23 protein-coding genes are annotated in these 26332 nt (G+C 71.8%); 2 read left to right on the forward strand and 21 right to left on the reverse strand.

Annotated features, from left to right (window positions below):
- From ctaD to K0V08_RS05030, 4 genes are all read right to left on the reverse strand, one after another.
- Entirely contained in the window at positions 1-1746 is a 1746-nt protein-coding gene (gene ctaD, locus K0V08_RS05015; protein WP_012038528.1) for an aa3-type cytochrome oxidase subunit I, read from the reverse strand.
- 12 nt (positions 1747-1758) lie between these two features.
- Positions 1759-2670, reverse strand: coding sequence for an aa3-type cytochrome oxidase subunit II (ctaC, locus tag K0V08_RS05020; RefSeq protein WP_012038529.1), 912 nt, complete (start codon positions 2668-2670; stop codon positions 1759-1761).
- A 124-nt stretch (positions 2671-2794) separates the two neighbouring features.
- Positions 2795-3157 (reverse strand): iron-sulfur cluster insertion protein ErpA, encoded by a 363-nt coding sequence (gene erpA, locus K0V08_RS05025; protein WP_012038530.1) that lies wholly within the window; start codon positions 3155-3157, stop codon positions 2795-2797.
- A gap of 127 nt (positions 3158-3284) precedes the next feature.
- Complete coding sequence (locus K0V08_RS05030; protein ID WP_012038531.1) at positions 3285-4706, reverse strand: dipeptidase; 1422 nt, start codon at positions 4704-4706, stop codon at positions 3285-3287.
- Positions 4707-4746: 40 nt separating this feature from the next.
- On the opposite strand from K0V08_RS05030, the gene K0V08_RS05035 reads away from it, so the two are divergent.
- The gene (locus K0V08_RS05035) at positions 4747-5340 is read left to right on the forward strand and encodes a DUF3043 domain-containing protein (protein ID WP_012038532.1); all 594 of its coding nucleotides are present in this window, start codon (positions 4747-4749) and stop codon (positions 5338-5340) included.
- Between the two features lie 30 nt (positions 5341-5370).
- Here the strand turns inward: K0V08_RS05035 and K0V08_RS05040 are convergent, their stop codons facing one another.
- From K0V08_RS05040 to hisD, 3 genes are all read right to left on the reverse strand, one after another.
- Positions 5371-6405: a quinone-dependent dihydroorotate dehydrogenase gene (locus tag K0V08_RS05040; protein ID WP_079533418.1), complete on the reverse strand. Its 1035-nt coding sequence runs from the start codon at positions 6403-6405 to the stop codon at positions 5371-5373.
- 63 nt (positions 6406-6468) lie between these two features.
- A complete protein-coding gene (nrdR, locus tag K0V08_RS05045; protein WP_012038534.1) occupies positions 6469-6942 on the reverse strand; it encodes a transcriptional regulator NrdR in 474 nt (157 codons plus the stop codon).
- A gap of 17 nt (positions 6943-6959) precedes the next feature.
- Positions 6960-8264: a histidinol dehydrogenase gene (gene hisD, locus K0V08_RS05050; protein WP_174240223.1), complete on the reverse strand. Its 1305-nt coding sequence runs from the start codon at positions 8262-8264 to the stop codon at positions 6960-6962.
- A 61-nt stretch (positions 8265-8325) separates the two neighbouring features.
- Here hisD and K0V08_RS05055 point away from each other — a divergent pair, with 61 nt between their 5' ends.
- Positions 8326-8841, forward strand: coding sequence for a flavin reductase family protein (locus tag K0V08_RS05055; RefSeq protein WP_012038536.1), 516 nt, complete (start codon positions 8326-8328; stop codon positions 8839-8841).
- A gap of 31 nt (positions 8842-8872) precedes the next feature.
- Here the strand turns inward: K0V08_RS05055 and dnaE are convergent, their stop codons facing one another.
- The 14 genes from dnaE to K0V08_RS05125 all read right to left on the reverse strand — a co-directional run bounded on the left by dnaE (position 8873) and on the right by K0V08_RS05125 (position 26332).
- A complete protein-coding gene (gene dnaE / locus K0V08_RS05060; RefSeq protein ID WP_050976373.1) occupies positions 8873-12334 on the reverse strand; it encodes a DNA polymerase III subunit alpha in 3462 nt (1153 codons plus the stop codon).
- A 127-nt stretch (positions 12335-12461) separates the two neighbouring features.
- Positions 12462-13379 (reverse strand): RluA family pseudouridine synthase, encoded by a 918-nt coding sequence (locus K0V08_RS05065; RefSeq protein ID WP_012038538.1) that lies wholly within the window; start codon positions 13377-13379, stop codon positions 12462-12464.
- A 135-nt stretch (positions 13380-13514) separates the two neighbouring features.
- On the reverse strand, positions 13515-14162 hold the full coding sequence (locus tag K0V08_RS05070; protein ID WP_079533422.1) for a DivIVA domain-containing protein: 648 nt from the start codon (positions 14160-14162) through the stop codon (positions 13515-13517).
- A 146-nt stretch (positions 14163-14308) separates the two neighbouring features.
- Complete coding sequence (locus K0V08_RS05075) at positions 14309-14608, reverse strand: YggT family protein (protein WP_043561739.1); 300 nt, start codon at positions 14606-14608, stop codon at positions 14309-14311.
- A gap of 66 nt (positions 14609-14674) precedes the next feature.
- Positions 14675-15169: a cell division protein SepF gene (locus K0V08_RS05080; protein WP_012038541.1), complete on the reverse strand. Its 495-nt coding sequence runs from the start codon at positions 15167-15169 to the stop codon at positions 14675-14677.
- Between the two features lie 48 nt (positions 15170-15217).
- Complete coding sequence (locus K0V08_RS05085) at positions 15218-15949, reverse strand: YggS family pyridoxal phosphate-dependent enzyme (RefSeq protein WP_079533424.1); 732 nt, start codon at positions 15947-15949, stop codon at positions 15218-15220.
- A complete protein-coding gene (gene ftsZ, locus K0V08_RS05090) occupies positions 15946-17085 on the reverse strand; it encodes a cell division protein FtsZ (protein WP_012038543.1) in 1140 nt (379 codons plus the stop codon). The genes K0V08_RS05085 and ftsZ overlap by 4 nt, the downstream gene beginning before the upstream one ends.
- A 137-nt stretch (positions 17086-17222) precedes the next feature.
- Complete coding sequence (locus K0V08_RS05095; protein WP_231689055.1) at positions 17223-18458, reverse strand: cell division protein FtsQ/DivIB; 1236 nt, start codon at positions 18456-18458, stop codon at positions 17223-17225.
- Positions 18455-19885 (reverse strand): UDP-N-acetylmuramate--L-alanine ligase, encoded by a 1431-nt coding sequence (gene murC, locus K0V08_RS05100; RefSeq protein ID WP_079533426.1) that lies wholly within the window; start codon positions 19883-19885, stop codon positions 18455-18457. The genes K0V08_RS05095 and murC overlap by 4 nt, the downstream gene beginning before the upstream one ends.
- A gap of 41 nt (positions 19886-19926) precedes the next feature.
- Positions 19927-21030, reverse strand: a complete 1104-nt coding sequence (gene murG, locus K0V08_RS05105) for an undecaprenyldiphospho-muramoylpentapeptide beta-N-acetylglucosaminyltransferase (protein WP_079533428.1) — start codon at positions 21028-21030, stop codon at positions 19927-19929.
- On the reverse strand, positions 21027-22316 hold the full coding sequence (gene ftsW, locus K0V08_RS05110) for a putative lipid II flippase FtsW (RefSeq protein ID WP_079533430.1): 1290 nt from the start codon (positions 22314-22316) through the stop codon (positions 21027-21029). The genes murG and ftsW overlap by 4 nt, the downstream gene beginning before the upstream one ends.
- On the reverse strand, positions 22273-23817 hold the full coding sequence (gene murD / locus K0V08_RS05115) for a UDP-N-acetylmuramoyl-L-alanine--D-glutamate ligase (RefSeq protein ID WP_079533432.1): 1545 nt from the start codon (positions 23815-23817) through the stop codon (positions 22273-22275). The genes ftsW and murD overlap by 44 nt, the downstream gene beginning before the upstream one ends.
- A 2-nt stretch (positions 23818-23819) precedes the next feature.
- Entirely contained in the window at positions 23820-24929 is a 1110-nt protein-coding gene (gene mraY, locus K0V08_RS05120) for a phospho-N-acetylmuramoyl-pentapeptide-transferase (RefSeq protein ID WP_012038549.1), read from the reverse strand.
- The gene (locus tag K0V08_RS05125; protein WP_079533434.1) at positions 24923-26332 is read right to left on the reverse strand and encodes a UDP-N-acetylmuramoyl-tripeptide--D-alanyl-D-alanine ligase; all 1410 of its coding nucleotides are present in this window, start codon (positions 26330-26332) and stop codon (positions 24923-24925) included. Before K0V08_RS05125 ends, mraY begins: the two co-directional genes overlap by 7 nt.

Below are 26332 nucleotides of genomic sequence, written 5' to 3' on the forward strand. Positions count from 1 at the left end.
TCACTTCACCTTGTCGCTGGAGATGTCGTAGGTCGCGGCATCGGGAGCGTCCTTCGCCGGACCGATTCCCACGGGGATGCCCGCCTCGGGGTGGTTCAGGTCGAAGGCCGGGGCCTCCGAGCGGATCCGAGGGATGGACGTGAAGTTGTGCCGCGGCGGCGGGCAGGAGGTCGCCCACTCGAGCGAGCGGCCATAGCCCCACGGGTCGTTCACGGTCACACGGGGCGCCGTGCGCGCGGTGATCCAGACGTTCAGGAAGAACGGGATCATCGACAGCGCGAGGATGCCGGCGCCGATCGTGGACAGCTGGTTCATCCACGTGAAGTCGTCCTCGGGCTGATAGGTCGCGTAACGACGCGGCATGCCCATGACCCCCAGCCAGTGCTGGATGAGGAACGTGGTGTGGAAGCCGACGAACAGCAGCCAGAAGTGGACCTTGCCGAGGCGCTCGTTGAGCATCGTGCCCGTCCACTTGGGCCACCAGAAGTAGAAGCCGGAGAACATGGCGAACACGACGGTGCCGAACACCACGTAGTGGAAGTGCGCCACCACGAAGTACGTGTCGGACACGTGGAAGTCGAGCGGGGGCGACGCCAGGATGACGCCGGTCAGGCCGCCGAACGTGAACGTGATGAGGAAGCCGATGGCCCACAGCATGGGCGTCTCGAACGTGACCGAACCACGCCACATCGTGCCGATCCAGTTGAAGATCTTCACGCCGGTGGGGACCGCGATGAGCATGGTCATGAGCGAGAAGAACGGCAGCAGGACGGACCCGGTGACGTACATGTGGTGCGCCCACACCGTGACCGAGAGGGCCGCGATGGAGATGGTCGCGTACACGAGGGTCTTGTACCCGAAGATCGGCTTGCGGCTGAAGACCGGGAACACCTCGGAGACGATGCCGAAGAACGGCAGCGCGATGATGTACACCTCGGGGTGCCCGAAGAACCAGAAGAGGTGCTGCCAGAGGATGGCGCCGCCGTTTGCCGGGTCGTAGATGTGCGCGTCGAATATGCGGTCGGCGCCGAGGCCGAAGAGCGCGGCCGCGAGGACCGGGAACGCCATGAGCACGAGGATCGACGTCACGAGGATGTTCCACGTGAAGATCGGCATGCGGAACATGGTCATGCCGGGCGCGCGCATCGTGATGATGGTCGTCACGAAGTTGACCGCGCCGAGGATGGTGCCGAAGCCGCTGAGCGCGAGGCCCATCACCCAGAGATTGCCGCCCAACCCTGGCGAGAACGTCGTGCTCGACAGCGGGGCGTAGGCGAACCACCCGAACGAGGCCGCTCCGGCCGGGGTGAGGAATCCGGCGACCGCGATCAGCGAGCCGAAGTTGAACAGCCAGTACGCGAAGGCGTTGAGTCGCGGGAACGCGACGTCAGGAGCGCCGATCTGCAGTGGCATGAGCACGTTGGCGAAGCCGGCGAAGAGCGGCGTCGCGAACATGAGCAGCATGATCGTGCCGTGCATGGTGAAGAGCTGGTTGTACTGCTCCTTCGTCTCCACGACGTGCAGGCCCGGCTCGAAGAGCTGTGCGCGGATGACGAGGGCCATCACGCCGCCCAGGCAGAAGTAGAGGAACGAGGTGATGAGGTACAGGTACCCGATGGTCTTGTGGTCCGTGGAGGTGATCCAGTTGACCACGACGTTCCCACGCCGTTCGGCCTTGCCGGAGTTCTCGAGGACCTTCGCCTGTCCCGCGGGGATCGCGGTGGGACGGTTGAGTGTCGATGTCACGGTGTGTGTGCCCTACTTCTCGGACGACTCGGTGGTGGCCGGCACGTCGGTGCCGGGGAGGTTCTGCAGGCGGTCGTAGTCCTTGCCGAGGTCGCCCTCGAAGCCGGCGGCCTTCTGGCTCTCGATGTACGCGTTGTACTCGTCGACGGAGACGACCTTCACCTGGAAGAGCATGAGGGAGTGGTACTCGCCGCAGAGCTCGGCGCACTTGCCCATGTACGTCCCCTCCTTCTCCGGGATGAACGTCATGTAGTTCGTCTTGCCGGAGATGAGGTCCTTCTTGTAGAGGAAGTCCACCACCCAGAAGGAGTGCAGCGTGTCGCGGGTGTTGAGCTCGAGCTCGACCTTGGTGTTGACCGGCAGGTAGAGCGTGGGGAGCTTGTCCTTGTCGATGGAGCCCTGCGGGCCGTTCGGGTCGTCGACGGCCTGGACGCCCTGCTCGTACGCGCCGCCCTCGATGGGCTGGCCGGCCTCGGTCTCGCCGCCGAGGTAGTTGAAGTCCCACGCCCACTGCTTGCCGAAGACCTGGACCTTGACCTCGGGCTTGTCGAAGCGGGCCTCGATGGCGGCCTGGTCCTTGGCGGTGAACGCGAAGAAGCCGAGGACGAGGATCAGCGGCACGATCGTGTAGAAGATCTCGATCGGCATGTTGTAGCGCATCTGCACGGGCAGGCCGGTCTGGCCCTTGCGGCGGCGGTACACGACCGCGGCCCAGATGGTGAGGCCCCAGGTGAGGACGCCCACCGCGAGGAGGACGATCCAGGCGGTGACCCACAGGCCGATGACCGAGTCCACGTGGTTGGTCGTGCCCGGTTCCGTCGGCAGGAAGCCCTGGAGCTGCTGCTGCGTGCACCCCGCGAGGAGTATCGAGATGCCCAGGGCGACGGGGATCGTCAGCCAACGTTGACGGCGAGTGAAGCGCACGTGCAGACCCTTCGAAGAACCGGATGTGACGGGTCCCACACTACGCGACAGGGAGCCGCCCGAAGGACGACTCCCTGCTCGGGCCCCGTGTTTCCGGGCCCAGATCCGCTTACCGTTCCGTGTGTCAGTGGAACGAGTCACCGCACGCGCACGAGCCGCCCGCGTTCGGGTTGTCGATGGTGAAGCCCTGCTTCTGGATGGTGTCCTCGAAGTCGATCGTGGCGCCGTCGAGGTACGGGACGCTCATCTTGTCGACGATGACCTCGACCCCGTCGAAGTCGACCGTGGCGTCGCCGTCGAGCTCGCGCTCGTCGAAGTAGAGCTGGTAGATGAGGCCCGAGCAGCCGCCGGGCTGGACGGCGACGCGGAGGCGGAGGTCCTCGCGGCCCTCCTGCTGGAGCAGGCTCTTGACCTTGCTCGCCGCGGTGTCCGTGAGTCCGACGCGGTGGGCCGCCTGGGCGGTCTCGGTCAGCGTGGTGTCGGTCATGAGCACTCCTCGGGTGGTGGGATCTGCGGTCGGGCGACTCCGGTGGAGTCTACGTCGTGCAACCGCGGGAGTCACCCGGGTGTTCCCGACCGCCGGCCCGATCCGGCCGGCGGTCGAGAGGGGCCCGTCAGCTGCGGCGGGCGATGCGCGACAGCAGGACGGCCTCGCTGAGGATCGCGCGCCGCAGCACGCCCAGGTGCTGCGACTCGTTCGGGCTGTGGGCGCGCGTGTCCGGGTCCTCGACGCCGGTGACCAGGATCTGCGCGGACGGGAACGCCTCGACGAGGTCGGCGATGAACGGGATGGATCCGCCGATGCCGGCCTGCACGGGCGCGCGGCCCCAACCGGCGGTCATGGCGGCGGTGGCCTCGGCCATGGCCCAGCCCGTCGTGTCGACGAGGAAGGGGTCGCCCTGGTCGACGTCGCTGAGCTCCACGTGCGCGCCGAAGGGACGGTTCCGCTCGACGTGCGCCTCGAGGGCGCGGTACGCGTCCGCCGCCGTCTGGCCGGGGGCGATGCGCGCGCTGATGCGGACGGACACCTCGGGGAGGAGCGTGTTGCTGGCGTTGGCGACGGAGGGCGCGTCGATGCCCGTGACCGTGATGGCCGGCTGCGCCCAGAGGCGCGTGAGGATGGGGCCGGTGCCCACCGCGGAGACACCAGGCAGCAGCGCCGCCTCCTCGGCGAGGCGCGCGTCGTCGTAGGCCGGCGTCTCCATGTCGGTCGAGGTGAGGCCCGCGACGGCGACGGATCCGCGCTCGTCCCACAGGGAGTCGAGGAGGCGGACGGCCGCCATCATCGCGTCGGGGACGGCGCCGCCGAACATGCCCGAGTGCGAGGCGTGGTCGAGCGTGCGCACCGTCAGGCGGAACGTGACGTTGCCGCGGAGGGCGATGGTGATCGACGGGGTGTCGACGTCCCAGTTGTCGCTGTCGGCGACGACGATGACGTCGGCGGCGAGGGCGTCGTGGTGCGTGGCGAGGAAGTCGGAGAAGGAGCGGGACCCGGCCTCCTCCTCGCCCTCGATGAACACCGCGAGGCCGAGGTCGAGGTCGTCGCCCTCTGCTTCGACGAGCGCGCGGATGGCCGCGACGTGCGTCATGATGCCGGCCTTGTCGTCGGAGGCGCCGCGCCCGTGCAGGCGATCCCCGCGGAGGGTCGGCTCGAAGGGCGGGGTCTCCCAGTGCTCGTCGGCTCCGGGGGGCTGCACGTCGTGGTGGGCGTAGAGGAGGACGGTGGGCTTCCCGTCCTTCGCGGCGCGGGTGGCGAGGACCGCGGGCTGCCCGTCGTCGCCCGAAGGGGTCGTGGCGCGGTGGACGGAGACGTCGTCGAAGACGCCGAGCCCGGCGAGGAGCCCCGCCACGGCGTCCGCGCTGGCGGCGACGTGCGTCGGATCGAAGGCCGGCCAGGAGACGGAGGGGATGCGCACGAGCGCCGAGAGGTCGGCGATCGTGGTGGGCAGCCCTCCCGCGACGGCGGCCGCGAGCCGGTCGACGACCTCCTGGTCAGGTGCGGTCACGGCGTCTGCGGAGGTGTCGGGAGGCGTCATGCAGGTAATCTTAGATTCACTCCAGGCAAGGACGAGAGACGTGGCGAAGCAGCACACCCCCGCAGAGACCCCCTCCGAGACGGACGCCCAGGCGCCCGGCGACGGCCGCACGGCCGACGGGAAGAAGGGCCCCACCCCGACCCGTCGGGAGCGGGAGGCCGCGAACCTCCGCCCGCTCGTGCCCCAGGACCGCAAGCTCGCGGCGCAGCAGGCCAAAGAGAAGGCGCGCGAGGCGCGCGCCCGGGCCAACGCGGGCATGGCCGCCGGCGACGAGCGCTACCTGCCCGTCCGCGACAAGGGCCCGCAGAAGCGGTACGCCCGCGACGTGGTGGACGCGCGCTGGAGCGTCGGCGAGCTGCTGCTCCCCGTGATGGGCGTCGTCGTGGTGCTCACGTTCGTGCTGCCGAACCTGTCGGCGATCCCGCTGCTGTCGATCTACGTGTTCGTCATCGCCGCCATCATCGACGCCTACTTCACCGGGCGCCGCGTCCGGGCCGCCATCGCCGCCCGCGTCGGCGCCGACCGCGTCGAGCGCGGGATCCGCTGGTACACGGGGATGCGTACCATCCAGATGCGGCCGATGCGCCTGCCCAAGCCCCAGGTCAAGCGGCGCGAGAAGGTCACCTTCGGCTGATCGCCCGCGCGCGCCGTCGGCGCGTGCGCGTCACCGCGTGCGGCGGATCCGCACGAGGCCGGCGTTGACGGACCTCGCCCAGAGCGGACCCCGGTAGAGGAACGCCGTGTAGCCCTGCACCAGCGTGGCGCCGGCGTCGAGCCGCGCCTGCACGTCCTCCGCCGTGTCCACGCCGCCCACGGAGATGACGCACGACTCGGCGGGCAGCGCGCGGCGCAGGATCCGGAGCACCTCGAGCGCGCGCGGGGCGAGCGGCGACCCCGAGAGCCCGCCGGCGCCTGCCGCTTCCACGACCGCGGCGTCCGTGCGGAGGTCCGCGCGGGACAGCGTGGTGTTCGTGGCGATGACGCCCGCGAGGCCCAGCTCGGTCGCGAGCTCGGCGATCCGCTCGACCTCCGCGTCCTGCAGGTCGGGCGCGATCTTCACGAGCACGGGCACGCCGTCCGCGGCGTCGCGGATGCTCGTGAGGAGGGGCCGGAGCAGCTCGATCTCCTGCAGCCCGCGGAGCCCCGGCGTGTTCGGCGAGCTGACGTTGACCGCGAGGTAGTCGGCGACCGGAGCGACGAGGCGCGCGGACCGGACGTAGTCGGCCACGGCGTCGTCGACGGCCACGGCACGGGTCTTGCCGATGTTGACGCCGATCACGGGCCGATCGCGCCGGGACCGCAGCCGACGGAGCCGGTCGGCGAGAGCGGCCGCTCCCCCGTTGTTGAAGCCCATGCGGTTGATGACGGCGCGGTCCTCGATCAGGCGGAACAGGCGCGGCCGCGGGTTGCCCGGCTGCGCCTCGGCCGTGACGGTGCCGACCTCGACGTGGCCGAAGCCCAGCTGGCCGAGGCCGAGCACGGCCTGCGCGTCCTTGTCGAAGCCCGCGGCGACGCCGAACGGGGACGGGAAGCGGAGGCCGAGGGCGTCGACCGCGAGCGACGGATCCGGTGCCGTCAGCCGCCGGGCGATCCAGCCGAAGCCGGACGACGGGAGGAGGGCGATGGCCGTGGACGCGAGGTGGTGGGCGTCCTCCGGGTCCATGCGCGACAGGACCGTGCGGAAGAGGAGGGGATACATCGGCACCAGGCTAGCGCCTGCGCGGGCGGCGTCCCGCGGGACCGACGCGGGACCCGCCGCGGGTCAGAGCGCGTCGGCGTCGGGGGTCGCGGCGTGCGCCACGCGCAGCTGCGCGATGGCGGACTCGAAGTCGTCGAGCGAGTCGAAGCCCTGGTAGACGCTGGCGAAGCGGAGGTACGCGACCTCGTCGAGCTCGCGCAGCGGCGGCAGGATCGACAGGCCGATGTCGTTCGCCTCGATCTGCGACGCGCCGGTGGCCCGGATCGCCTCCTCCACGCGCTGCGCGAGGACCGCGAGGTCGGTGTCGGTGACGGGACGCCCCTGGCACGCCTTGCGGACGCCGGTGACGATCTTCTCCCGGCTGAACGGCTCGACCACGCCGTTGCGCTTGATCACGCTGAGGCTCGCGGTCTCCGTCGTGCTGAAGCGGCGGCCGCACTCGGGGCACTGCCGGCGCCGGCGGATCGACAGCCCGTCGTCGCTCGTGCGGGAGTCGACGACGCGGGAGTCGGGGTGGCGGCAGAAGGGGCAGAACATGGTGTGGCCAGGATACGTCAGGGCGTGAGGCGCGCCGTCACCGCGTCGCCGTGCGCGGGCAGGTCCTCGGCCCGGCTGAGCGCGACGATCATCGGCTCGGCCTCACGGAGAGCATCGGCGTCGTAGCGCACCACCTGCTGCGGGCGGAGGAACGTGTACGCGCCGAGGCCCGAGCCGAAGCGGGCCTGGCCGCCCGTGGGGAGCACGTGGTTGGATCCGGCGAGGTAGTCGCCGAGGCTCACCGGCGAATGCGGACCCAGGAAGATCGCGCCGGCGCTGTGCAGGTGCGCGAGCAGGGCGTCCGGGTCGGCGGTCTGGACGGAGAGGTGCTCGGGGCCGTACGCGTCGCTGTAGCGCGCGGCCGTGACGAGGTCGTCGACCACGAGGATCGCCGACTGCGGTCCGGTGAGCGCCTGGCCGACGCGGGCCGAGTGACCCGTGGTCGCCGCCAGGGCCTCGACCTCGGCGTCGACCGCGCGCGCGAGCTCGGGCGAGTCGGTGACGAGGACGGAGGCCGCCATCTCGTCGTGCTCGGCCTGGCTGACGAGGTCGGCGGCCACCAGGCGGGGATCGGCGTGCGCGTCGGCGATGACGAGGATCTCGGTCGTGCCCGCCTCGGAGTCGATGCCGGTGACGCCGCGGACGACGCGCTTCGCGGCGGCGACGTAGATGTTGCCGGGGCCCGTGACGACGTCGACGGGCTCGAGGCCGAGATCCGGGACGCCGTGCGCGAAGGCCCCGATCGCCCCCGCGCCGCCCATCGCGTAGACCTCGTCGACGCCGAGGAGGCCGGCGGCGCCGAGGATGACGGGGTGCACGGATCCCCCGTGAGCGGCCTGCGCGGGCGAGGCGAGCGCGATGCTCGCGACGCCGGCCACCTGCGCGGCGACCACGTTCATCACGACGCTCGACGGGTAGACGGCCTTGCCGCCCGGCACGTACAGGCCGACGCGGCGGACGGGCTGCCAACGCTGGACGATCGTGCCGCCGGGCACGACCGTGGTGGTGGTCTCCGGCGGGACCTGCGCGGCGGAGCCCAGGCGGACGCGGCGGATGGCCTCCTCGAGGGCGGCGCGGACGGAGGCGTCGAGGTCGTCGACGGCGGCGGCGATGGCCTCGGCGGGGACGCGCAGCGACTCCGGACGGACCCGGTCGAGGCGCTCCGCCTGGTCGAGCAGCGCCGCGCTCCCCCGGGTGCGCACGTCCTCGACGAGCTCGCGGGCGACGTCGAGCGCGACGGCGACGTCGGTGACCGGACGCGGGAGGAGGTCGAGCAGGTCGGCGGTGCTGGGCGTGGTGCCGCGGAGGTCCTGGATGCGCATCATGACTCCGGAAGTCTACCGAGCGGGCGCCGGGCGGATCCGGCGGCTAGCGTCACCAGGCATGGACGCGCACCCCGCCACCACGCTCGCCGAGGCCCCGGGCCAGGCCGCCTTCCGCGCCGCGTTCCGGCGCCACGCCGCGGGCGTCGCGGTCGTCACGACCCGCGATCCCCACGGCTCCCCCGTCGGCTTCACGGCGACGTCGCTCGCCTCCGTGTCGGCGGATCCGCCGCTCGCCAGCTTCAGCCTGGCGCGCACGGCGTCGAGCGCCGCCGCGATCGCCGCCGCCGACCATGTCGCGATCCACGTGCTCGGCGCGCGCGACCGGCACCTCGCGGAGCGGCTCAGCGGCCCGGCGTCCGAGCGCTTCGCGGGCGACCACTGGTCCGCCGGTCCGCACGGCCTGCCCGTGCTCGCGGGCGGGACGGCCCTCCTCGTCGCCCGGATCGTCGAGCGGGTCCACGTGCACGACGCGATCGTGGTGATCGTGCGGATCGAGGACGGCGGAGCGGGCGTGGAGGACGAGCCGCTCGTCTACCACGCGCGCCGCTACCTGCGTCCGGGCTCCGAGGCCTGAGCGCCGGCGCCCTGATCGGGCGAGCGGCGGATCACCCCAGGCAGTTCGGCCCGAGCAGCGACTTCAGCTCGCCGTAGAGGTCGGCGCTCACGGTGACCGGGTACGGGATCTCGAACACCCGCCCGCTGTCGCCCTTCACGAGCTGGAGCCGCACCTCGGTGTCGCCCGAGTGGCGGATGAGCACGTCGTTGAGGCCCATGACGGTCTCCGTCGTCGCGCGGTTCTCCGCGAGGCTGATGAGCAGCGGACCCGATCCGAGGCTCTGCCCGAGGTCGGGCTGGAACATCGAGAAGGCGTGGATGTTCATGCCGTCGTCGCGCGTGGACACGCGGCCGCGGATCACCACCACGGTGTCGCTCTGCAGGGCCGGCGCGAACTCCTGGTACGCCTTGCCCATGAACATGCAGGTGATCTCGCCGCCGAAGTCCTCGAGCTGCACCATGCCGTACTGGTTTCCCGAGTTGCGGGCGGTGCGGTGCTGCACGCTCGTGAGCAGCCCCGCGAGCGTCACCGTCTCCCCGTCCATCGACGCGTCGGTCGCCAGCAGCTCGGCGATGCCCGTCGAGGCGAGCTTGGCCAGCGGGATCTCGAGCCCGGCCAGCGGGTGGTCGGACACGTAGAGACCCAGCATCTCCCGCTCGAACGCGAGCTTGTCGCGCTTCGCCCACTCGGGCCGCTCGGGCACCTTGCGCGCGTGCTGCGGCTCGTCCCAGAGGCTGTCGAAGTCGAAGCCGACCTGGCCGTTCATGGCCGCGCGCTTGTCGCTGACGGAGGCGTCGATCATGCCCTCGTGCACCTCGAGCAGCGCCCGACGGGTGTCGCCCAGCGAGTCGAAGGCGCCCGCCTTGATGAGCGACTCGACCGTGCGCTTGTTCGCGACCGGCAGCGGCACCTTCTTGAGGAAGTCGTCGAACGACTCGAACGCGCCCTGCTCGGTGCGTGCGCCGCGGAGCGCCTCGACCACGTTCGCCCCGACGTTCCGGACGGCGCCCAGGCCGAAGCGGATGTCGGCGCCCGCTGCCGCGAAGAACCCGATCGACTCGTTGACGTCCGGCGGCAGCACCTTGATCCCCATGCGGCGGCACTCGTTGAGGTAGAGCGCCATCTTGTCCTTGGAGTCGCCGACGCTCGTCAGGAGCGCGGCCATGTACTCGGCCGGGTAGTGGGCCTTGAGGTACGCCGTCCAGTAGGAGACGACGCCGTAGGCCGCGGAGTGCGCCTTGTTGAACGCGTAGTCGGAGAACGGCAGCAGGATGTCCCAGAGGGCCTTCACCGCGGCCATCGAGTAGCCGTTGTCCTTCATGCCCTGAGAGAAGCCCTCGAACTGCTTGTCCAGCTCCGACTTCTTCTTCTTGCCCATGGCGCGGCGGAGGAGGTCGGCTTGCGCGAGCGTGAAGCCCGCGAGCTTCTGCGCCACCGACATCACCTGCTCCTGGTAGACGATGAGGCCGTGCGTGGTGCCCAGCACCTCGCGCAGCGGCTCCTCGAGCTCCGGGTGGATCGGGGTGATCTCCTGCAGCCCGTTCTTCCGCAGCGCGTAGTTGGTGTGCGAGTTCGCGCCCATGGGGCCGGGCCGGTAGAGCGCGATGACGGCCGAGATGTCCTCGAAGTTGTCGGGCTTCATCATGCGCAGGAGCGAGCGCATGGGCCCGCCGTCGAGCTGGAACACGCCGAGCGTGTCGCCCCGGGCCAGCAGGTCGTACGCGCCCTGGTCGTCGAGCCCCAGGTCCTCGAGCACCAGCTTCTCGCCGCGGTTGGACTCGATGTTGTTGAGCGCGTCGTCGATGATCGTGAGGTTGCGCAGCCCCAGGAAGTCCATCTTGATGAGGCCGAGCGACTCGCAGGCGGGGTAGTCGAACTGCGTGACGATCTGGCCGTCCTGCTCCCGCTTCATGATCGGGATGATGTCGATGAGCGGCTCGCTCGACATGATGACGCCGGCCGCGTGCACGCCCCACTGGCGCTTGAGGTTCTCGATGCCCTGCGCGGTCTCGAAGACCTTCTGCGCCTCGGGGTCCATCGCGAGCACCTCGCGGAAGTCGCCCGCCTCGCGATAGCGCGGGTGGTCGGTGTCGAGGATGCCGGACAGCGGGATGTCCTTGCCCATGATCGCGGGCGGCATGGCCTTCGTCAGCTTGTCGCCCATGGAGAACGGGTAGCCGAGCACGCGGCTGGAGTCCTTGAGCGCCTGCTTGGCCTTGATGGTGCCGTACGTGACGATCTGCGCGACGCGCTCGTCCCCGTACTTGTCGGTCACGTAGCGGATGACCTCGCCGCGGCGACGGTCGTCGAAGTCGACGTCGAAGTCGGGCATGGAGACGCGGTCGGGATTGAGGAACCGCTCGAAGAGCAGGCCGTGCTCCAGCGGGTCGAGGTCGGTGATGCCCATGGCGTACGCGACCATCGAGCCTGCGCCCGAGCCGCGCCCGGGGCCCACGCGGATCCCGTTCTCCTTCGACCAGTTGATGAAGTCGGCGACGACGAGGAAGTAGCCCGGGAAGCCCATCTGGGCGATGACCCCGACCTCGTAGTCGGCGCGCTTGCGCACGTCGTCCGAGAAGCCGCGCGGGTAGCGGCGGACGAGGCCGCGCTCGACCTCCTTGACGAACCAGGTCTGCTCGCTCTCGCCCTCGGGCACCGGGTAGCGCGGCATGTAGTTCGCGGACTCGTTGAACTGCACGTCGCACCGCTCGGCGATGAGGAGCGTGTTGTCGCACGCCTCCTCGTGGTCGCGGAAGAGGTGGCGCATCTGCTGCGCGGTCTTCAGGTAGAACTCGTCGGCGTCGAACTTGAAGCGGTTGGGGTCGTCGAGCGTCGTGCCGGACTGGACGCACAGGAGCGCCGCGTGGCTCGTCGCGTCGTGCTCGTGCGTGTAGTGCAGGTCGTTCGTGGCGACGAGCGGGAGGCCGAGGTCCTTCGCGAGCCGGTGCAGGTCGGTCATGATGCGGCGCTCGATGCCGAGCCCGTGGTCCATGACCTCGCAGAAGTAGTTCTCGGCCCCGAAGATGTCGCGGAAGTCCGCCGCGGCCTTCACGGCCTCGTCGTACTGGCCGAGGCGGAGGCGCGTCTGCACCTCGCCGGACGGGCAGCCGGTGGTGGCGATGAGGCCCTTCGCGTAGGTGCTGAGCAGCTCGCGGTCCATGCGGGGCTTGAAGTAGTAGCCCTCGAGCGAGGCGCGCGACGAGAGGCGGAAGAGGTTGTGCATGCCCTCCGTCGTCTCGGCGAGCATCGTGAGGTGCGTGTAGGCGCCGGATCCGGAGACGTCGTCCTGGCCGCCGTTGCCCCACCGGATGCGCGTGCGGTCGCCGCGATGCGTGCCCGGCGTGATGTACGCCTCGGTGCCGATGATGGGCTTCACGCCCGCGGCCTTGGCCTGCTTCCAGAAGTCGAACGCGCCGAACACGTTGCCGTGGTCGGTGATCGCGACGGCCGGCATCTTCTGCTCGGCCGCGGCCTGCACGAGCGGGCCGACGCGGGCCGCACCGTCGAGCATCGAGTACTCGCTGTGGACGTGGAGGTGGACGAACGAGTCGTTGCGGGGCACGGGTCTCTTCTACTGATCGGTCGGCGGTGCAGCAATCATAGGCAGGCTCCCGGAGGCCCTCCGGGCGTGTCGCGGGTCAGTCCTCGAGGACGTCGAGCGCGTGCTGCAGGTCGGCCGGATACGAGCTCGAGAACGACGCCCGGTCGCCCGTGGCGGGATGCGTGATCTCGAGCCGCATCGCGTGCAGCCACTGCCGGTGGAGGTCGAGCTGGGCGGAGAGCGTCGGGTCGGCTCCGTACATCGCGTCGCCCACGCAGGGGTGGCGCTGCGCGGCCATGTGCACTCGGATCTGGTGGGTGCGGCCGGTCTCCAGGTGCACCTCGAGCAGCGCCGCGCGGCGGAACGCCTCGAGCGTCTCGTAGTGCGTGACCGACGGCTTGCCGTCTGCGGTGACGGCGAACTTCCAGTCGCTGCGGGGGTGGCGCCCGATGGGCGCGTCGATGGTGCCCGCCAGAGGATCCGGATGCCCCTGCACGACCGCGTGGTACACCTTCTCGACCTCCCGGTCGTGGAACTGCCGCTTGAGCTCCGTGTACGCGCGCTCCGTCTTGGCCACCACCATGAGCCCGCTGGTTCCCGCGTCGAGACGGTGCACGATGCCCTGCCGCTCCTCCGCGCCCGAGGTGCTCAGGCGGAACCCGGCGGCGGCCAGCGCGCCGAGCACGGTCGGCCCCGTCCATCCGACGCTCGGGTGCGCTGCGACGCCGACGGGCTTGTCGATCACCACGATGTCGTCGTCGTCGTGCACGATGCCGAGGTCGGGCACCGCGAGCGGCACGATGGTCGGCTCCTGCTTCGGCTGCCAGCTGACGGCGAGCACGGATCCGCCGACGAGCCGGTCGGACTTGCCCGCCTCGCGCCCGTCCTGCGTCACGCCGCCTGCCTCGGCGACCTCGGCCGCGAAGCTGCGCGAGAAGCCGAGGAGGCGGGCGAGGCCGGCGTCGACGCGCTGCCCGTCGAGCCCGTCGGGGACGGGAATGGTGCGGTGCTCCATCGGGTGACCTCTTCCGGTGCGGTGTTGGCGGTGCGGCGGTGACGCGGGCTGCGCGAACGACGACGGCGACGCGGGACCCCGTCGCTCCTCGGAGCCGGGTCCCGCGCCGCCGTCGGGCGTGCGGGTGGTTCGGTGCTAGTTGCCGAACGAGGCGGTGGCGGGCGCCTCGCTGGAACCGGCGGAGTCGAGCTCGCGGAGCTGGCCCTCGATGTAGCCCTTGAGCTTCGTGCGGTACTCACGCTCGAACGTGCGGAGCTCGTCGATGCGGCCCTCGAGGACCTGGCGCTCCTTCTCCAGGACGGCGGTCTTCGAGCGCTGCTCGGCCTCGGCCTCGGCGGCGATGCGGGCCGCGGTGGCGTGCGCCTCAGCGACGAGCGCGTCGCGCTTCTCGATGCCCTCGCGCACGTGCTCCTCGTGGAGCTTGCGGGCGAGCTTGAGGAGGCTGCTCGTGCTCGAGGTCTCGTCGTCGACGTCCGCGGCGGGCGCGGCGGGAACCTGCGCGACGACCGGGGCCGGCTCGGGCTCCGGGGTGGGCTCGGGCTCGACGACCACGGGGGCCTGCTCGACGGCGGCGGGAGCGGGGGTCTCGATGACCGTGGTCGCGGCCGGGGCGGCGTCGCCAGAGCCGAGGCGCTGGCGCAGCTCCTCGTTCTCCTGGTGGAGGCGTCGCAGCTCGACGACCACCTCGTCCAGGAAGTCGTCGACCTCGTCCTGGTCGTATCCCTCGCGGAACTTGGTCGGCTGGAAACGCTTGTTGACGACGTCTTCAGGAGTGAGAGCCATGGCCTGCCACCTCTTTTGTGCGTAGAGCGGGGTCCGCAGGTGCGGACGGGGGATTCGGGACAACGTGCGACCCAACGCTATCAGCGGAACGCGTCGCTCCGGCGACGGGAGCGCGGAACGGCGGACGGAGCGTCGGGCGTCGGGCGTCAGCCCGTGAAGCCGCGGACGACGTTGAGCAGGATGATCGCCACGAGCATCGTGATCATCCAGCCGAAGTCGAGCGCGACCGGGCCGAGGCGCAGCGGCGGGATCAGGCGGCGGACGAAGCCGATGGGCGGATCCGTGACCGTGTACGAGGCCTCGGCGACGATGAGCATCGCGCCGCGCGGACGCCACTGCCGCGAGAGCGACTGCACCAGGTCGAGGACGAACCGGCCCCACATGCAGATGATGAACGCCAGGAGGGCGAACCACAGTACGGTGGCGACGATGTTGACGATGATCACGGACACAAGTATGGCGGGCGCCGATGGGAGGTCCCGTCGTCGCCCGCCATGGCGGTGCTGGGTGGATCAGCGTCCGAAGAAGGAGGCCTCGACCTCGGCCTCGGTGGCCGACTGCTCGCCGGACACGGCGACGTGCGACGGCGACAGGAGGAACACCTTGGCCGTGACGCGCTCGATCTTGCCGTAGAGGCCGATGGACAGGCCGCTGGCGAAGTCGATGAGGCGGCGGGCGTCGTCGTCCGTCATCTGCGAGAGGTTGATGATGACCGGCACGCCCTCGCGGAAGTTCTCGGCGATGACCTGGGCGTCCTTGTAGGCCTTGGGGTGGACGGTGAGGATCTCGTTCATTTCAGCCGGCGCCGCATTCCTTGTGGTGGTCGAGGGCTTGTGCAGGGGGGTCACGGGTGCGCGCTTCGCCTGCTGCTGGGGAGCGGGGGCGGGCGTCGGGACGGCCTGCACGGGCGACTGCTGCTGCTGCGCGGGCTGCTGGCCCTGCTGGTAGTCGAGCTCCTCGTCGGCGAGTCCCAGGTACACCATGGTCTTGCGAAGTGGGTTGGCCATCATTCCTCTTTCCGTTTCGGCCTGACGAACCGGACCGCACTCCCGACATTAAGGGCCGTCGGGTCGCTTTCCCGTGATTGCCGACCCGATCCGAAGGTGTGTCGCGCCCTCGAGGAGCGCCTCGCGCAGGTCGCCGGACATGCCGGCGGAGATGGCGCGCGCCCCGGGCAGGATGCGGCGCACGTCGTCCGAGATCCCGCGCAGGCGCGCGAAGGCACGGCGGGGCTCGCCGTCGTCGGGCGCGACCGCCATGACGCCGAGGACGCGGATGCCGGACGCGGCCGCCGCGTGCTCCGCGAGGGCCTCGGCCTCGGCGGGCCGGACGCCGCCGCGTCCGTCGTCATCGGTGAGGTTCACCTGCAGGAAGACGCGCGTCTCCTGCTCGTCGGACGCGAGCGCGTCCACGAGGGACGGACGGTCGACCGAGTGGATCACGGAGGCGTAGCGCCTCACCTGCCTGGCCTTCTTGCCCTGCAGCTGGCCGACGAAGTGCCAGGCGACGCCCGTGCCCTCGAGCTCGGCGGCCTTGCCCTGCGCCTCCTGGTGGCGGCTCTCGCCGAGGTCCCGGACGCCGAGCTCCACGAGCGCGCGCAGGAGCGAGAAGGGCTGGAACTTGGTGACCACGATCGTCGTCACCTCGTCGGGCCGGCGGCCGGCCGCGCGGATCCCGTCGGCGACGTCCGCCTGCACGGACGCCCACCGCTCGGCGAGGCCGGGGTGGGCCTCGTCGGGGCGGGCGTCCGACGCGTGCGCGCCGCCGGTGAGCGGAGCGTCCGTCACTTCAGGAAGTCGGGGATGTCCAGGTCGTCGCCGTCGTCCTCGAACGTCGGGTCGCTCGCGGGGACGGACGCGACGGGCGCCTCCGCCTGCGGGCGGGCCGGCGCCGACTCGACGGCCTCGGGAGCGGCGACCGCTCCCCCGCCCGCGGCGACGAAGCCGCTGCGGCGGTTCTCGACCTTGGAGGCCGGCTCGCCGCCGTCGAAGCCCGCCGCGATGACGGTGACGCGCACCTCGTCGCCGAGGGTGTCGTCGATGACGGCGCCGAAGATGATGTTCGCCTCGGGGTGCACGGCCTCCTGCACGAGCTTGGCCGCGTCGTTGATCTCGAAGATGCCGAGGTTGGACCCGCCCTGGATGGACAGCAGCACGCCGTGGGCGCCCTCGATGCTCGCCTCGAGGAGCGGCGACGCGACCGCGAGCTCCGCGGCCTTGATGGAGCGGTCGGCGCCGCGGGACGAGCCGATGCCCATGAGCGCGGATCCGGCGCCCTGCATGACCGACTTGACGTCGGCGAAGTCGAGGTTGATGAGGCCGGGGGTCGTGATGAGGTCGGTGATGCCCTGGACGCCCGCGAGGAGCACCTGGTCGGCGGTCGCGAAGGCCTCGAGCATGCTGATGCCGCGGTCGCTGATCTCCAGCAGGCGGTCGTTCGGCACGACGATGAGCGTGTCGACCTCGTTCTTCAGCGTCGCGACGCCGAGCTCGGCCTGGGCCGAGCGGCGCTTGCCCTCGAAGCCGAAGGGCTTCGTGACGACGCCGATGGTGAGCGCGCCGATCGACTTCGCGATGCGGGCCACGACGGGTGCGCCGCCGGTGCCGGTGCCGCCGCCCTCGCCCGCGGTGACGAAGACCATGTCGGCACCCGCGAGGGCCTCCTCGATCTCCTCCGCGTGGTCCTCGGCGGCGCGACGGCCGACCTCGGGGTCCGCGCCGGCGCCGAGGCCCCGGGTGATCTCGCGGCCGACGTCGAGCTTGACGTCCGCGTCGCTCATGAGCAGCGCCTGCGCGTCGGTGTTGATCGCGATGAACTCCACGCCCCGCAGACCGAGCTCGATCATGCGGTTCACGGCGTTCACGCCGCCACCGCCGATGCCGACGACCTTGATGACGGCGAGGTAGTTCTGGTTGTTCGACACGACGGGCCTCCGCTAGAACCTTCGACCTCCGGTGGAGGCTTAGAGTTTACTCAGTATGCATTTCCTGATCCCGACGTTAGGGGGCTCGGGGGCGGCGCGACGACTCCCGTGCCGCGTGTCGCGAAGGCCGGGCGGGATCAGGGTCCGGCGACCGGCGCGTCGGGCGCCGACACGTCGTACGACCCGACGTCCCCGCGGGCCTTGACCAGCGCCTGCAGCACCTGCGCCTTGTCGATCGAGCGCTCGCCGCTCCCCCACAGCACCTTCTTGCCGCTGCGGAGGGTGAGCATCACGTCGTCGGTCGTGTTGGCCTGGATGCTGTCGACCTGCGGCAGGAAGTCGGCGGGCAGCGCGACGAGGACCGCGGCGGCGGCCTGGAAGCGCGGCGACGAGAAGTCGGCGCTCGGCAGGTCGATGAGGGGGTAGCCGTCGGGGCGCGCCGTCGTGCGCTCGATCGTGATGCCCGCGGGGTCCACCAGGTCGAAGCCCGCGCCCGACTGGATCACGGCGACGGGCGTGCGCTCGACGATGCGGATCACGAGCGTCGACGGCGGGCGGCTCTCGGTGCTGTAGCTGCGGATGAGCGGGAAGGCGCGGAGCTCGTCGCCGACGCGGTCGAGGTCGACGAGCGGGAGCGGCGTGCCGACCTGGTCGGAGAGCGCCGCCTGGATGCTCGACGGGGACACGCGGTCCGCGCCCTCGACCTCGACGGTGCGGAGGGCGAGCAGCGGCGAGTACACGGCGATGCCGACCACGATCGCGAGGGTGAGGACGGCGCCGAGCGCACCGAGGAGCCCGGCGCGTCGACGGCGGGCGCGCTGCGTGAAGCGGCGCACCTCCTGGCGCTCGTAGCGCTGCCGCTCGCGGCGGGCGCGGCGCAGCTGGCGTCGGGCCTCGGCGTCTCCGGTGGCCGCGCTCGCGGGGCGGGCCGGGCGGTGGGCCCGCGGGGTGGGCTCCCCGTCCGCGTCCGGGTGGGTGCGCCGGCGGAGCGGCCGGGCGGCGGCCGCGGTCTCCGCCGCTCCGCGTGCCCGCGCGCCGAGCCTGCCGGCCAGGCCGCCCGCGCGCGGCGTCGTCGGCTCACGGCCCGTGCGCGGCGCGGGCGGCGCCTCGACCGGGGCCTGCGCGAGGTGCGGGAGGACGATGGGCTCGGTGTCGGGCTCGTCGTCGTCGCGCCACGCCGCGCGGGGGCGCGGGGTCACGGGCGGCGTCGGCGCTGCCGGGGCGGGCGCGGGCGGCGTCCGCGCGGGCGTCACGGGCGCGGCGGGGCGGGATCCGCGGCCGCGACGGCTGGACGCGTCCGCGCCCTCGGCGGGCGCGGCGGGCGCCGGCGGCTTCGGGACCCGGGGCCGGTCGAAGCCCTCGGGCCGCTTCACTCGCGGGGCCGGGAGGACGCGGCGGGCTGCGGGGATCCGGCGGGACGCTCGAGCGCGGCGATGACCTGCGGGATGATCCGGTACACGTCGCCGCAGCTCAGGGTCACGATGAAGTCGCCGTCGCGCGCGATCTCCGCGGCCCGGTCGGCCGCCTCCTGCCAGTCGGGCAGGTAGTCGACGTGGCCCGCGTCCTCGAAGCACTCGGAGACGAGGGCGCCGGTGACCCCGGGGATCGGGTCCTCGCGGGCGCCGAACACGTCGAGCACGATGGTGTGGTCGGCCAGCTCCTCGTAGACGCGCGCGAAGTCGCCGGCCATCATCCGCGTGCGGCTGTAGAGGTGCGGCTGGTGGACGGCGATGATCCGGCCTTCCCCCACGACCGTGCGCGCGGCGTCGAGCGCGGCGCGGACCTCGGTGGGGTGGTGCGCGTAGTCGTCGTAGACGCTCACGCCGCGGACCTCCGCGTGCAGCTCGAAGCGGCGGCCTGTGCCCGAGAAGCCGGCCAGTCCCGCGATCGCGTCGTCGGGATCCACGCCGAGGCCCACGAGCACGGCGTAGGCGCCCGCCGCGTTGATCGCGTTGTGGCGGCCCGGGACGCGGAGCGCGGCGCGGCGGGACACGCCGTCGTGGGTCAGCGTGAAGGCGACGGGGCCGTCGGTGACGATGTCGGTGATCCGGATGTCGGCGGCCGGGTCCTCGCCGAACGTGACGACGCGTCCCTCGATGCGCGCGGTGACGCGTCGCGCGCCCGGGTCGTCGCTCGAGATCACGACGAGCTCGGACGCCGCGCTCGCGAAGCGCACGAACGCGTCGTCGAAGGCCTCGTGCGAGCCGTAGTGGTCGAGGTGGTCGGCGTCGACGTTGGTGATGAGCGCGACGGACGTGTCGTAGAGGAGGAACGAGCCGTCGGACTCGTCGGCCTCGACGACGAACAGCTCCTCGGATCCGGGGGCGCTCGAGACGCCGAGCCCGCCGATCACGCCGCCGTTGACGAACGAGGGGTCGCGGCCGGCCTCGAGCAGGGCGGTGACGATCATGCCCGTGGACGTGGTCTTGCCGTGGGCGCCCGCGACGGCCACGAGCCGCTGGCCGGAGATGAGCCAGGCGAGCGCCTGCGAGCGGTGCAGGATCGGCAGGCCCCGCTCCTTCGCGAGCACGTACTCGGGGTTGTCCTGCCACAGGGCGCCCGTGACGACGAGCGCGTCGGCGTCGCCCACGTGCGCGGCGTCGTGGCCGACGTGGATCTCGGCGCCCAGCTCCCGGAGCGCCTGGACGGCGTCGGAGTCGCGGGAGTCGGATCCGGTGACCCGGTGCCCTGCCGCGAGGAACAGGCGCGCGATGCCGCTCATGCCGGACCCGCCGATGCCCACGAAGTGGACGCGCCCGAGCTCGGTCGGGATGTCCATGGTCAGGTCGGGTGCGATCACGTGCGGTCTCCTCGGAGGGTGGGAAGCGGGGTGGGCGGCGGTCAGCGCCGCGCGGCGGGCCGGGACGGTCGGGCCGCGACGGCGTCGCGGACGAGGTCGGCCATGCGGGCCGCGCCGTCGCGCGTGCCGACGGAGGCGGCCGCCTGGGACATGCGCGCGAGCGCCGCCGGGTCGGACAGGAGCGGGAGGACGTGCGCGAGCACCCAGTCGGGCGTGAAGTCGGCGTCGGCCACGACGATCCCGCCGCCGGCCGCGACGACGCCGCGGACGTTGACGGCCTGCTCGCCGTTGCCGACCGGGTACGGCACGTAGACCGCGGGGACGCCGACGGCGGTGAGCTCGGACAGGGCGCCGGCGCCGGCGCGGGAGACGACGAGGTCGGCCGCGGCGATGGCGAGCTCCATCCGGTCGGAGTAGCCGACCACGTGGTAGCGCTCCACGCCCGGGTCGGTGAACTCCTGCGCGCCGCCGACGATGTGCAGGATCTGCGCGCCGGTCGCCGTGATGCGCTCGGCGACCTGCACGACCGTGCGGTTGAGGCTGCGCGCGCCCGTGGATCCGCCCGTGACGAGCAGCGTCGGCCGGTCGGCGTCGAGGCCGAGCTCCGCGCGCGCGGCGTCGCGGACCGCGGCGCGGTCGAGGGTCGCGATCTCGCGACGCAGGGGCATGCCGACGACCTCGGCGCGCGGGCCGAGCGCGGTGCCGGGGAACGTGATCCCCACCGCCGCGGCGACGCGCGCGCCGAGGCGGTTGGCGAGACCCGGCGAGGCGTTGGCCTCGTGCACGACGACGGGGACGCCCGAGCGGCGGGCGGCGACGTAGGCGGGCGCGGCCGCGTAGCCGCCGAAGCCGACGACCACGTCGATGCCGCGCTCGGCGACCATGCGGCGGATCTGCCCCACGGCCCGCGCGAACGCCGGCGCGAAGCGGACGGCTGCCCCGTCGGGGCGGCGCGGGAACGGCAGGCGCGCGATGGTGAGCAGCTCGTAGCCGCGGGCAGGGACGAGCCGGGACTCGAGGCCCTCGCGCGTGCCGAGGACGAGGATCGTCGACCCCGGCTCGCGCGCACGGAGCTCGTCGGCCACGGCGAGCAGGGGGTTGACGTGCCCGGCGGTGCCGCCGCCGGCGAGCAGGTAGACCGTCACGAGCGCATCCCGACGACGGCGGGCACGACGTCCGGCGACTCCTCGGTCGTGGGCCTCCTGGCGAAGCCCAGCACGATGCCCATCGCCACGAGCGTCGTGACGAGCGACGACCCTCCCGACGACACGAACGGCAACGGCACCCCGAGCACCGGGAGCAGGTTGAGCACCACGGCGATGTTGACGAAGGCCTGCACGATGATCCAGGTCATGACGGCGCCCGTCGCGACGCGCGCGAAGGTGTCGGTGTTGGCGCGGATCACGCGGATGAAGCCGATGGCCAGCACCACGAACAGGAGGATGACGACGATCGCGCCGATGAGGCCGAGCTCCTCGCCGATGATCGCGAAGATGTAGTCGTTGTCGGCCTCGGGCAGCCACATCCACTTGGCCTTCGAGTTACCGAGGCCCACGCCGAAGATGCCGCCGGCGGCCAGCGCGTACAGGCCGTGCGTGGACTGCCAGCAGCCGCCCGCGTAGTCGCACTGCCCGGTGAGGAACTCGGTGACGCGGCGCATGCGGCTGTCGCTGATCACGGTCATGAGCACCGCGAGCACGGAGCCGATCGTGAGCATGAGCGTCAGCTTTCCGATCGGGATCCCCGCGAAGAAGAGGGCGCCGAGGACGATGCTCGCCATGATGATCACGGTCCCGAGGTCGCCGCCGAGCGCGACGAGCCCGACGGCCCCGCCCGCGACGGGCAGCACCGGGATGAGGATGTGCGGCCAGGTGCGCAGCAGGTGGCGCTTCCTCGCGAGGATGAACGCCAGCCAGATCACGAGGCCCACCTTGATGAGCTCGGCGGGCTGGAACGTCGTGCCCGCGATGCGGATCCAGCCGATGTTCTCGCCGACCTTCACGCCCATGGGGCTGAACACCAGCAGCTGCACGGCGCTGGCCGCGATCAGCAGCACCCAGGCCCAGCGCTTCCAGAACATCGGCGGCACCAGCGAGACGAGGAGCATGAGCGGCACGCCGATGAGCGCGAACATGCCCTGCTTGAGGAAGATGCCGAAGAAGCCGCCGCCGGCGACGAACGAGTCGATGCTCGAGGACGACAGCACCATCACCAGGCCGAAGACGACCAGGAAGAGCGTCGTGCCGAGCAGCAGGAAGTAGGAGCCGCTCTCCGCGTGGAAGGCGCGGCCGAGGTGGATGCGGGCGGCGAGGCCGCGACGCTGCGTCCCCTCCTGCGCGTCGTCGACGGGCGCCTGCGGGGTGCGCGGGCCGCGGGGCCCCGGCGCGTCAGCCGCGCGAGGGGTCCGCGTCGTTCTCGGGGGCAGTGTCATCCGCCGCACCTCCCAGGTGGTGGTCGACCGCGGTCCGGAATCGGCGTCCGCGGTCGGCGTAGTCGGTGAATTGGTCCATGGATGCCGCCGCCGGGGCCAGGAGGACGGTGTCGCCCTCCCGGGCCACGCCCGCCGCGAGCCGCACGGCGGACCGCATGACCTGTTCAGTGTCGCTCTCGGCCACCTCGAGGACGGTGACGTCGGGCGCGTGTCGCGCGAATGCCGCGAGGACCTCGACGCGCTCGACGCCGATGACGACCGCCGCGCGCAGGCGTGCCGCGTGGGCGCGGATCAGGTCGTCGAGCTCGACGCCCTTGAGGAGGCCGCCGACGACCCACACCACGGAGGGGAACGCCGCGAGCGACGCGGACGCCGCGTGCGGGTTGGTGGCCTTCGAGTCGTCGACGAACGCGACCCCGTCGCGCTCCCCGATCCGCTCGATGCGGTGGCTGTCCAGCTCGAAGCGCAGCAGCGCCTGCCGCACGACGCCGGGCTCCACGCCGTAGGACCGGGCGAGGGCCGCCGCGGCCAGGATGTTCTGCACGATGTGCGGCGCCGCGAGTCCCACGGCGCGCAGCTCGTCGATCGTCGTCAGCTCGAGCGCGGAGGTGAACCGCTCCTCGAGGAAGGCGCGGTCGCAGAGGATCCCGTCGACGATCCCGAGGTCGCTGGGACCCGGCGCGTCCAGGCCGAAGCCGATGGCACGAGCGCCGTCCTGGACGTCGGCCTCGCGGAGCGCGTCCTCGGTGGCGCGGTCGGCGCGGTTGTAGACGCAGGCGACGCGCGTGTCCGCGTAGACCCGCCCCTTCGCGGCGGCGTACGCCGCACGCGAGCCGTGCCACTCGAGGTGGTCGTCCGCGAGGTTGAGGAACGCGCTCGAATAGGGCCGCACCTCGCGCATGTAGTGCAGCTGGTGGCTCGACAGCTCGACCACGAGCACGTCGAAGCCGTCCGGGTGGCGGACGACGTCGAGCACGGGCAGGCCGATGTTGCCGCACGGCACGGCGCGCACCCCGCCCTCCTGGAGGAGCGCGGCCGTGAGCTGCGTGGTGGTGGTCTTGCCGTTTGTGCCGGTGATGGTGATCCACTCGGCCGGCGTCCCCGTCTTGTCGCGCACGCGCCAGGCGAGCTCGATGTCGCCCCACAGCGGGATCCCCGCCTCAGCCGCCCACGCGGGCAAGGGGTGCGTCGGCGCGTAGCCGGGCGACACGACCACGAGCTCGGGCGCGAAGGCCACGAGCTCGGAGGGGACGGGCTCCTCCTCGGTCGGCCGCACGAGGCGCCCGCCGATCACGTCGAGCAGCGCCAGCCGCTCGGGCGAGGCGTCGGCGGCGACCACGAGCACATCGGCGCCGAGCTCGACCAGCGTGTCGGCCACCGAGAAGCCGGTGCGCCCGAGGCCGAGGACGGCGACGCGGAGGCCGGTCCAGTCGTCGTGCCAGCTGTGAAGGGAGCCCGGTCGAGCGAGCGCGGTGCCGTCGTCGGAGGTGGCGTCTGTCATCTCTACTGCGTGATCCATTCCAGGTAGAAGGTGCCGACGCCCGCCGCCACGAGCAGCCCGGCGATGATCCAGAAGCGCACGACGACCGTGACCTCCGCCCAGCCCTTCAGCTCGAAGTGGTGGTGGAGCGGGCTCATCAGGAAGATGCGCTTGCCGTGCGTGAGCTTGAAGTAGATGCGCTGGAGCACCACCGAGCCCGCGACGATCACGAACAGGCCGCCGATGAAGACGAGCAGCAGCTCGGTGCGGCTGAGGATCGCGAGGGCCGCCAGCGCGCCGCCGAGGCCGAGCGAGCCGGTGTCCCCCATGAAGATCTGCGCGGGTGACGTGTTCCACCAGAGGAAGCCGATGAGCGCTCCCACGATGGAGGCCGCGATGATCGCGAGGTCGAGCGGGCTCGCCACCTCGTAGCAGCGGTACTCGTTCTGGTAGCTGGAGACGCTGTCGCAGGACTGGTTGAACTGCCAGAAGCCGATGATGACGTAGGAGCCGATCGAGAAGATCGACGCGCCCGCCGCGAGGCCGTCGAGCCCGTCGGCCACGTTCACGCCGTTCGAGGCGCTCGCGACGATGAGGCAGATCCAGACGATGAAGAGGCCCGTGCCGATGACCGCCCCGAGCGCCATGAAGTCGAGCGGCAGGTCGCGGAACAGGCTGATGGCGGTGGATGCGGGCGTGAGGCCGGACACGGGGTCGCGCAGCGTGATGGCGAGCACCGCGAACACGGTCGCGACGACGACCTGGCCGGCGATCTTCTGCCAGCCGCCGAGCCCGAGCGACTGCTGCTTGCGGGTCTTGAGGTAGTCGTCGAGGAAGCCGACGAAGCCGAGGCCGACCATCATGAACACGACCAGCAGGCCGGACGGCGTCACGGGGTCGAAGCGGATCCCGTCCCACGTGAGCAGGTGCCCCACGAAGTAGCCGAGCACGCTCGCCAGGATGATGACGATGCCGCCCATCGTGGCGGTGCCGCGCTTGGTGTGGTGGGTCTGCGGTCCGTCGTCGCGGATGAACTGGCCCCACTGCAGCCGGTGGAACAGCTTGATGAACAGCGGCGTCAGGAAGAGCGTGAACGCGAGCGAGAACGCGCCCGCGAAGAGGAGGGCTACCACGCGTACTTCTCCCCCAGCTCGTCGCCGAGGAAGCGGAGCCCGGCGGAGTTGGACGACTTCACGAGCACGAGGTCGCCGTCGCGGAGGATCCGGTCGAGGATCTCGCGGGCCTCGGCCGCGTCCTCGGCGAAGATCGACTCGCCGTCCCACGAGCCCTGCGCGATGGCCTCGAGGTGCAGGCGGCGCGCGGGGCGGCCGACCACGACGAGCTGGCCGATGTTGAGGCGCACCGCGAGGAGGCCCACGCGGTCGTGCTCCTCCTCGGAGAACTCGCCGAGCTCGCTCATCTCGCCGAGCACGGCGACCGTGCGCTGCTCCGGCCCGCGGATCTGCGCGAGCGTGCGGAGCGCCGCCGCCATCGAGTCGGGGCTCGCGTTGTATGCGTCGTTGATGATCGTGACGCCGTTGCCGCCGAGCACCTCCATGCGCCAGCGCTCGGCGCGTTGCACGGTCTGGAGCGCGGAGACGATGGCGTCGCCGTCGACGCCGAGGGCCCAGGCGCCCGCAGCCGCGGCCAGCGCGTTGGTGACGTGGTGCTCGCCGAGCACGCGGAAGGACACCGGACGCTCGGACCCGTCCGGCAGGTGCAGCGTGAAGGTCGTGCCGGCCGCGGACGCGACGATGTCGGTCGCGCGGACGGCGGCGCGGGCATCGCGACCGAACCACAGCACGGGTGCCTCCGTCTTGTCGCTCATGGAGGAGACGCGCGGGTCGTCCGCGTTGAGGACGGCCGTGTCCTCGGGCAGGAGGTCCTTCACCATCTCGGTCTTCGTCACGAGCGTCCGCTCGATGCCGCCGAAGCCGCCCGCGTGCGCGAGGCCCACGGTGAGCACGATCCCGACGTCGGGCTTGGCCATGCGGATCAGGCGGGTGATCTCGCCCAGCCCGCTCGCGCCCATCTCCGCCACGAGGAACCGCGTGGTGCGCGTGACCTTCAGCATGGTGAGCGGAGCGCCGACCTCGTTGTTGAAGGACGCGACGGGCGACACGGTCTCGCCCTGCGTGGAGAGGATCGCGTGCAGCAGGTTCTTCGTGGTGGTCTTGCCGTTGGATCCCGTGACCGCCACCATCCGCAGGTCGCCGAGCGCGCGCACCCGCGCCACGACCTCGTGCGCCAGGCGGCCGAGCGCGTCGACGACGTCGGGGACGAGCACCTGCGGCACGGGCAGGTCGAGCTCGCGCTCGACGAGGAGCAGGGCGGCGCCCGCCTCGACGGCCTGGGGCGCGAACAGGTGGCCGTCGGTCTCCTCGCCGGGCTTGGCGACGAAGATCCCGCCGCGCGCGATGAGCCGGCTGTCCGTGTCGACCGCGCCGTCGACGACGGTCTGCGCGGTCGCGTCGCCGCGCAGCAGGAGACGGCCGTCGACCGCCTCGGCGATCTCGGCGAGGGTGAGGGCGATCAT

Source organism: Clavibacter michiganensis (assembly GCF_021216655.1).
Classification (GTDB): domain Bacteria; phylum Actinomycetota; class Actinomycetes; order Actinomycetales; family Microbacteriaceae; genus Clavibacter; species Clavibacter michiganensis.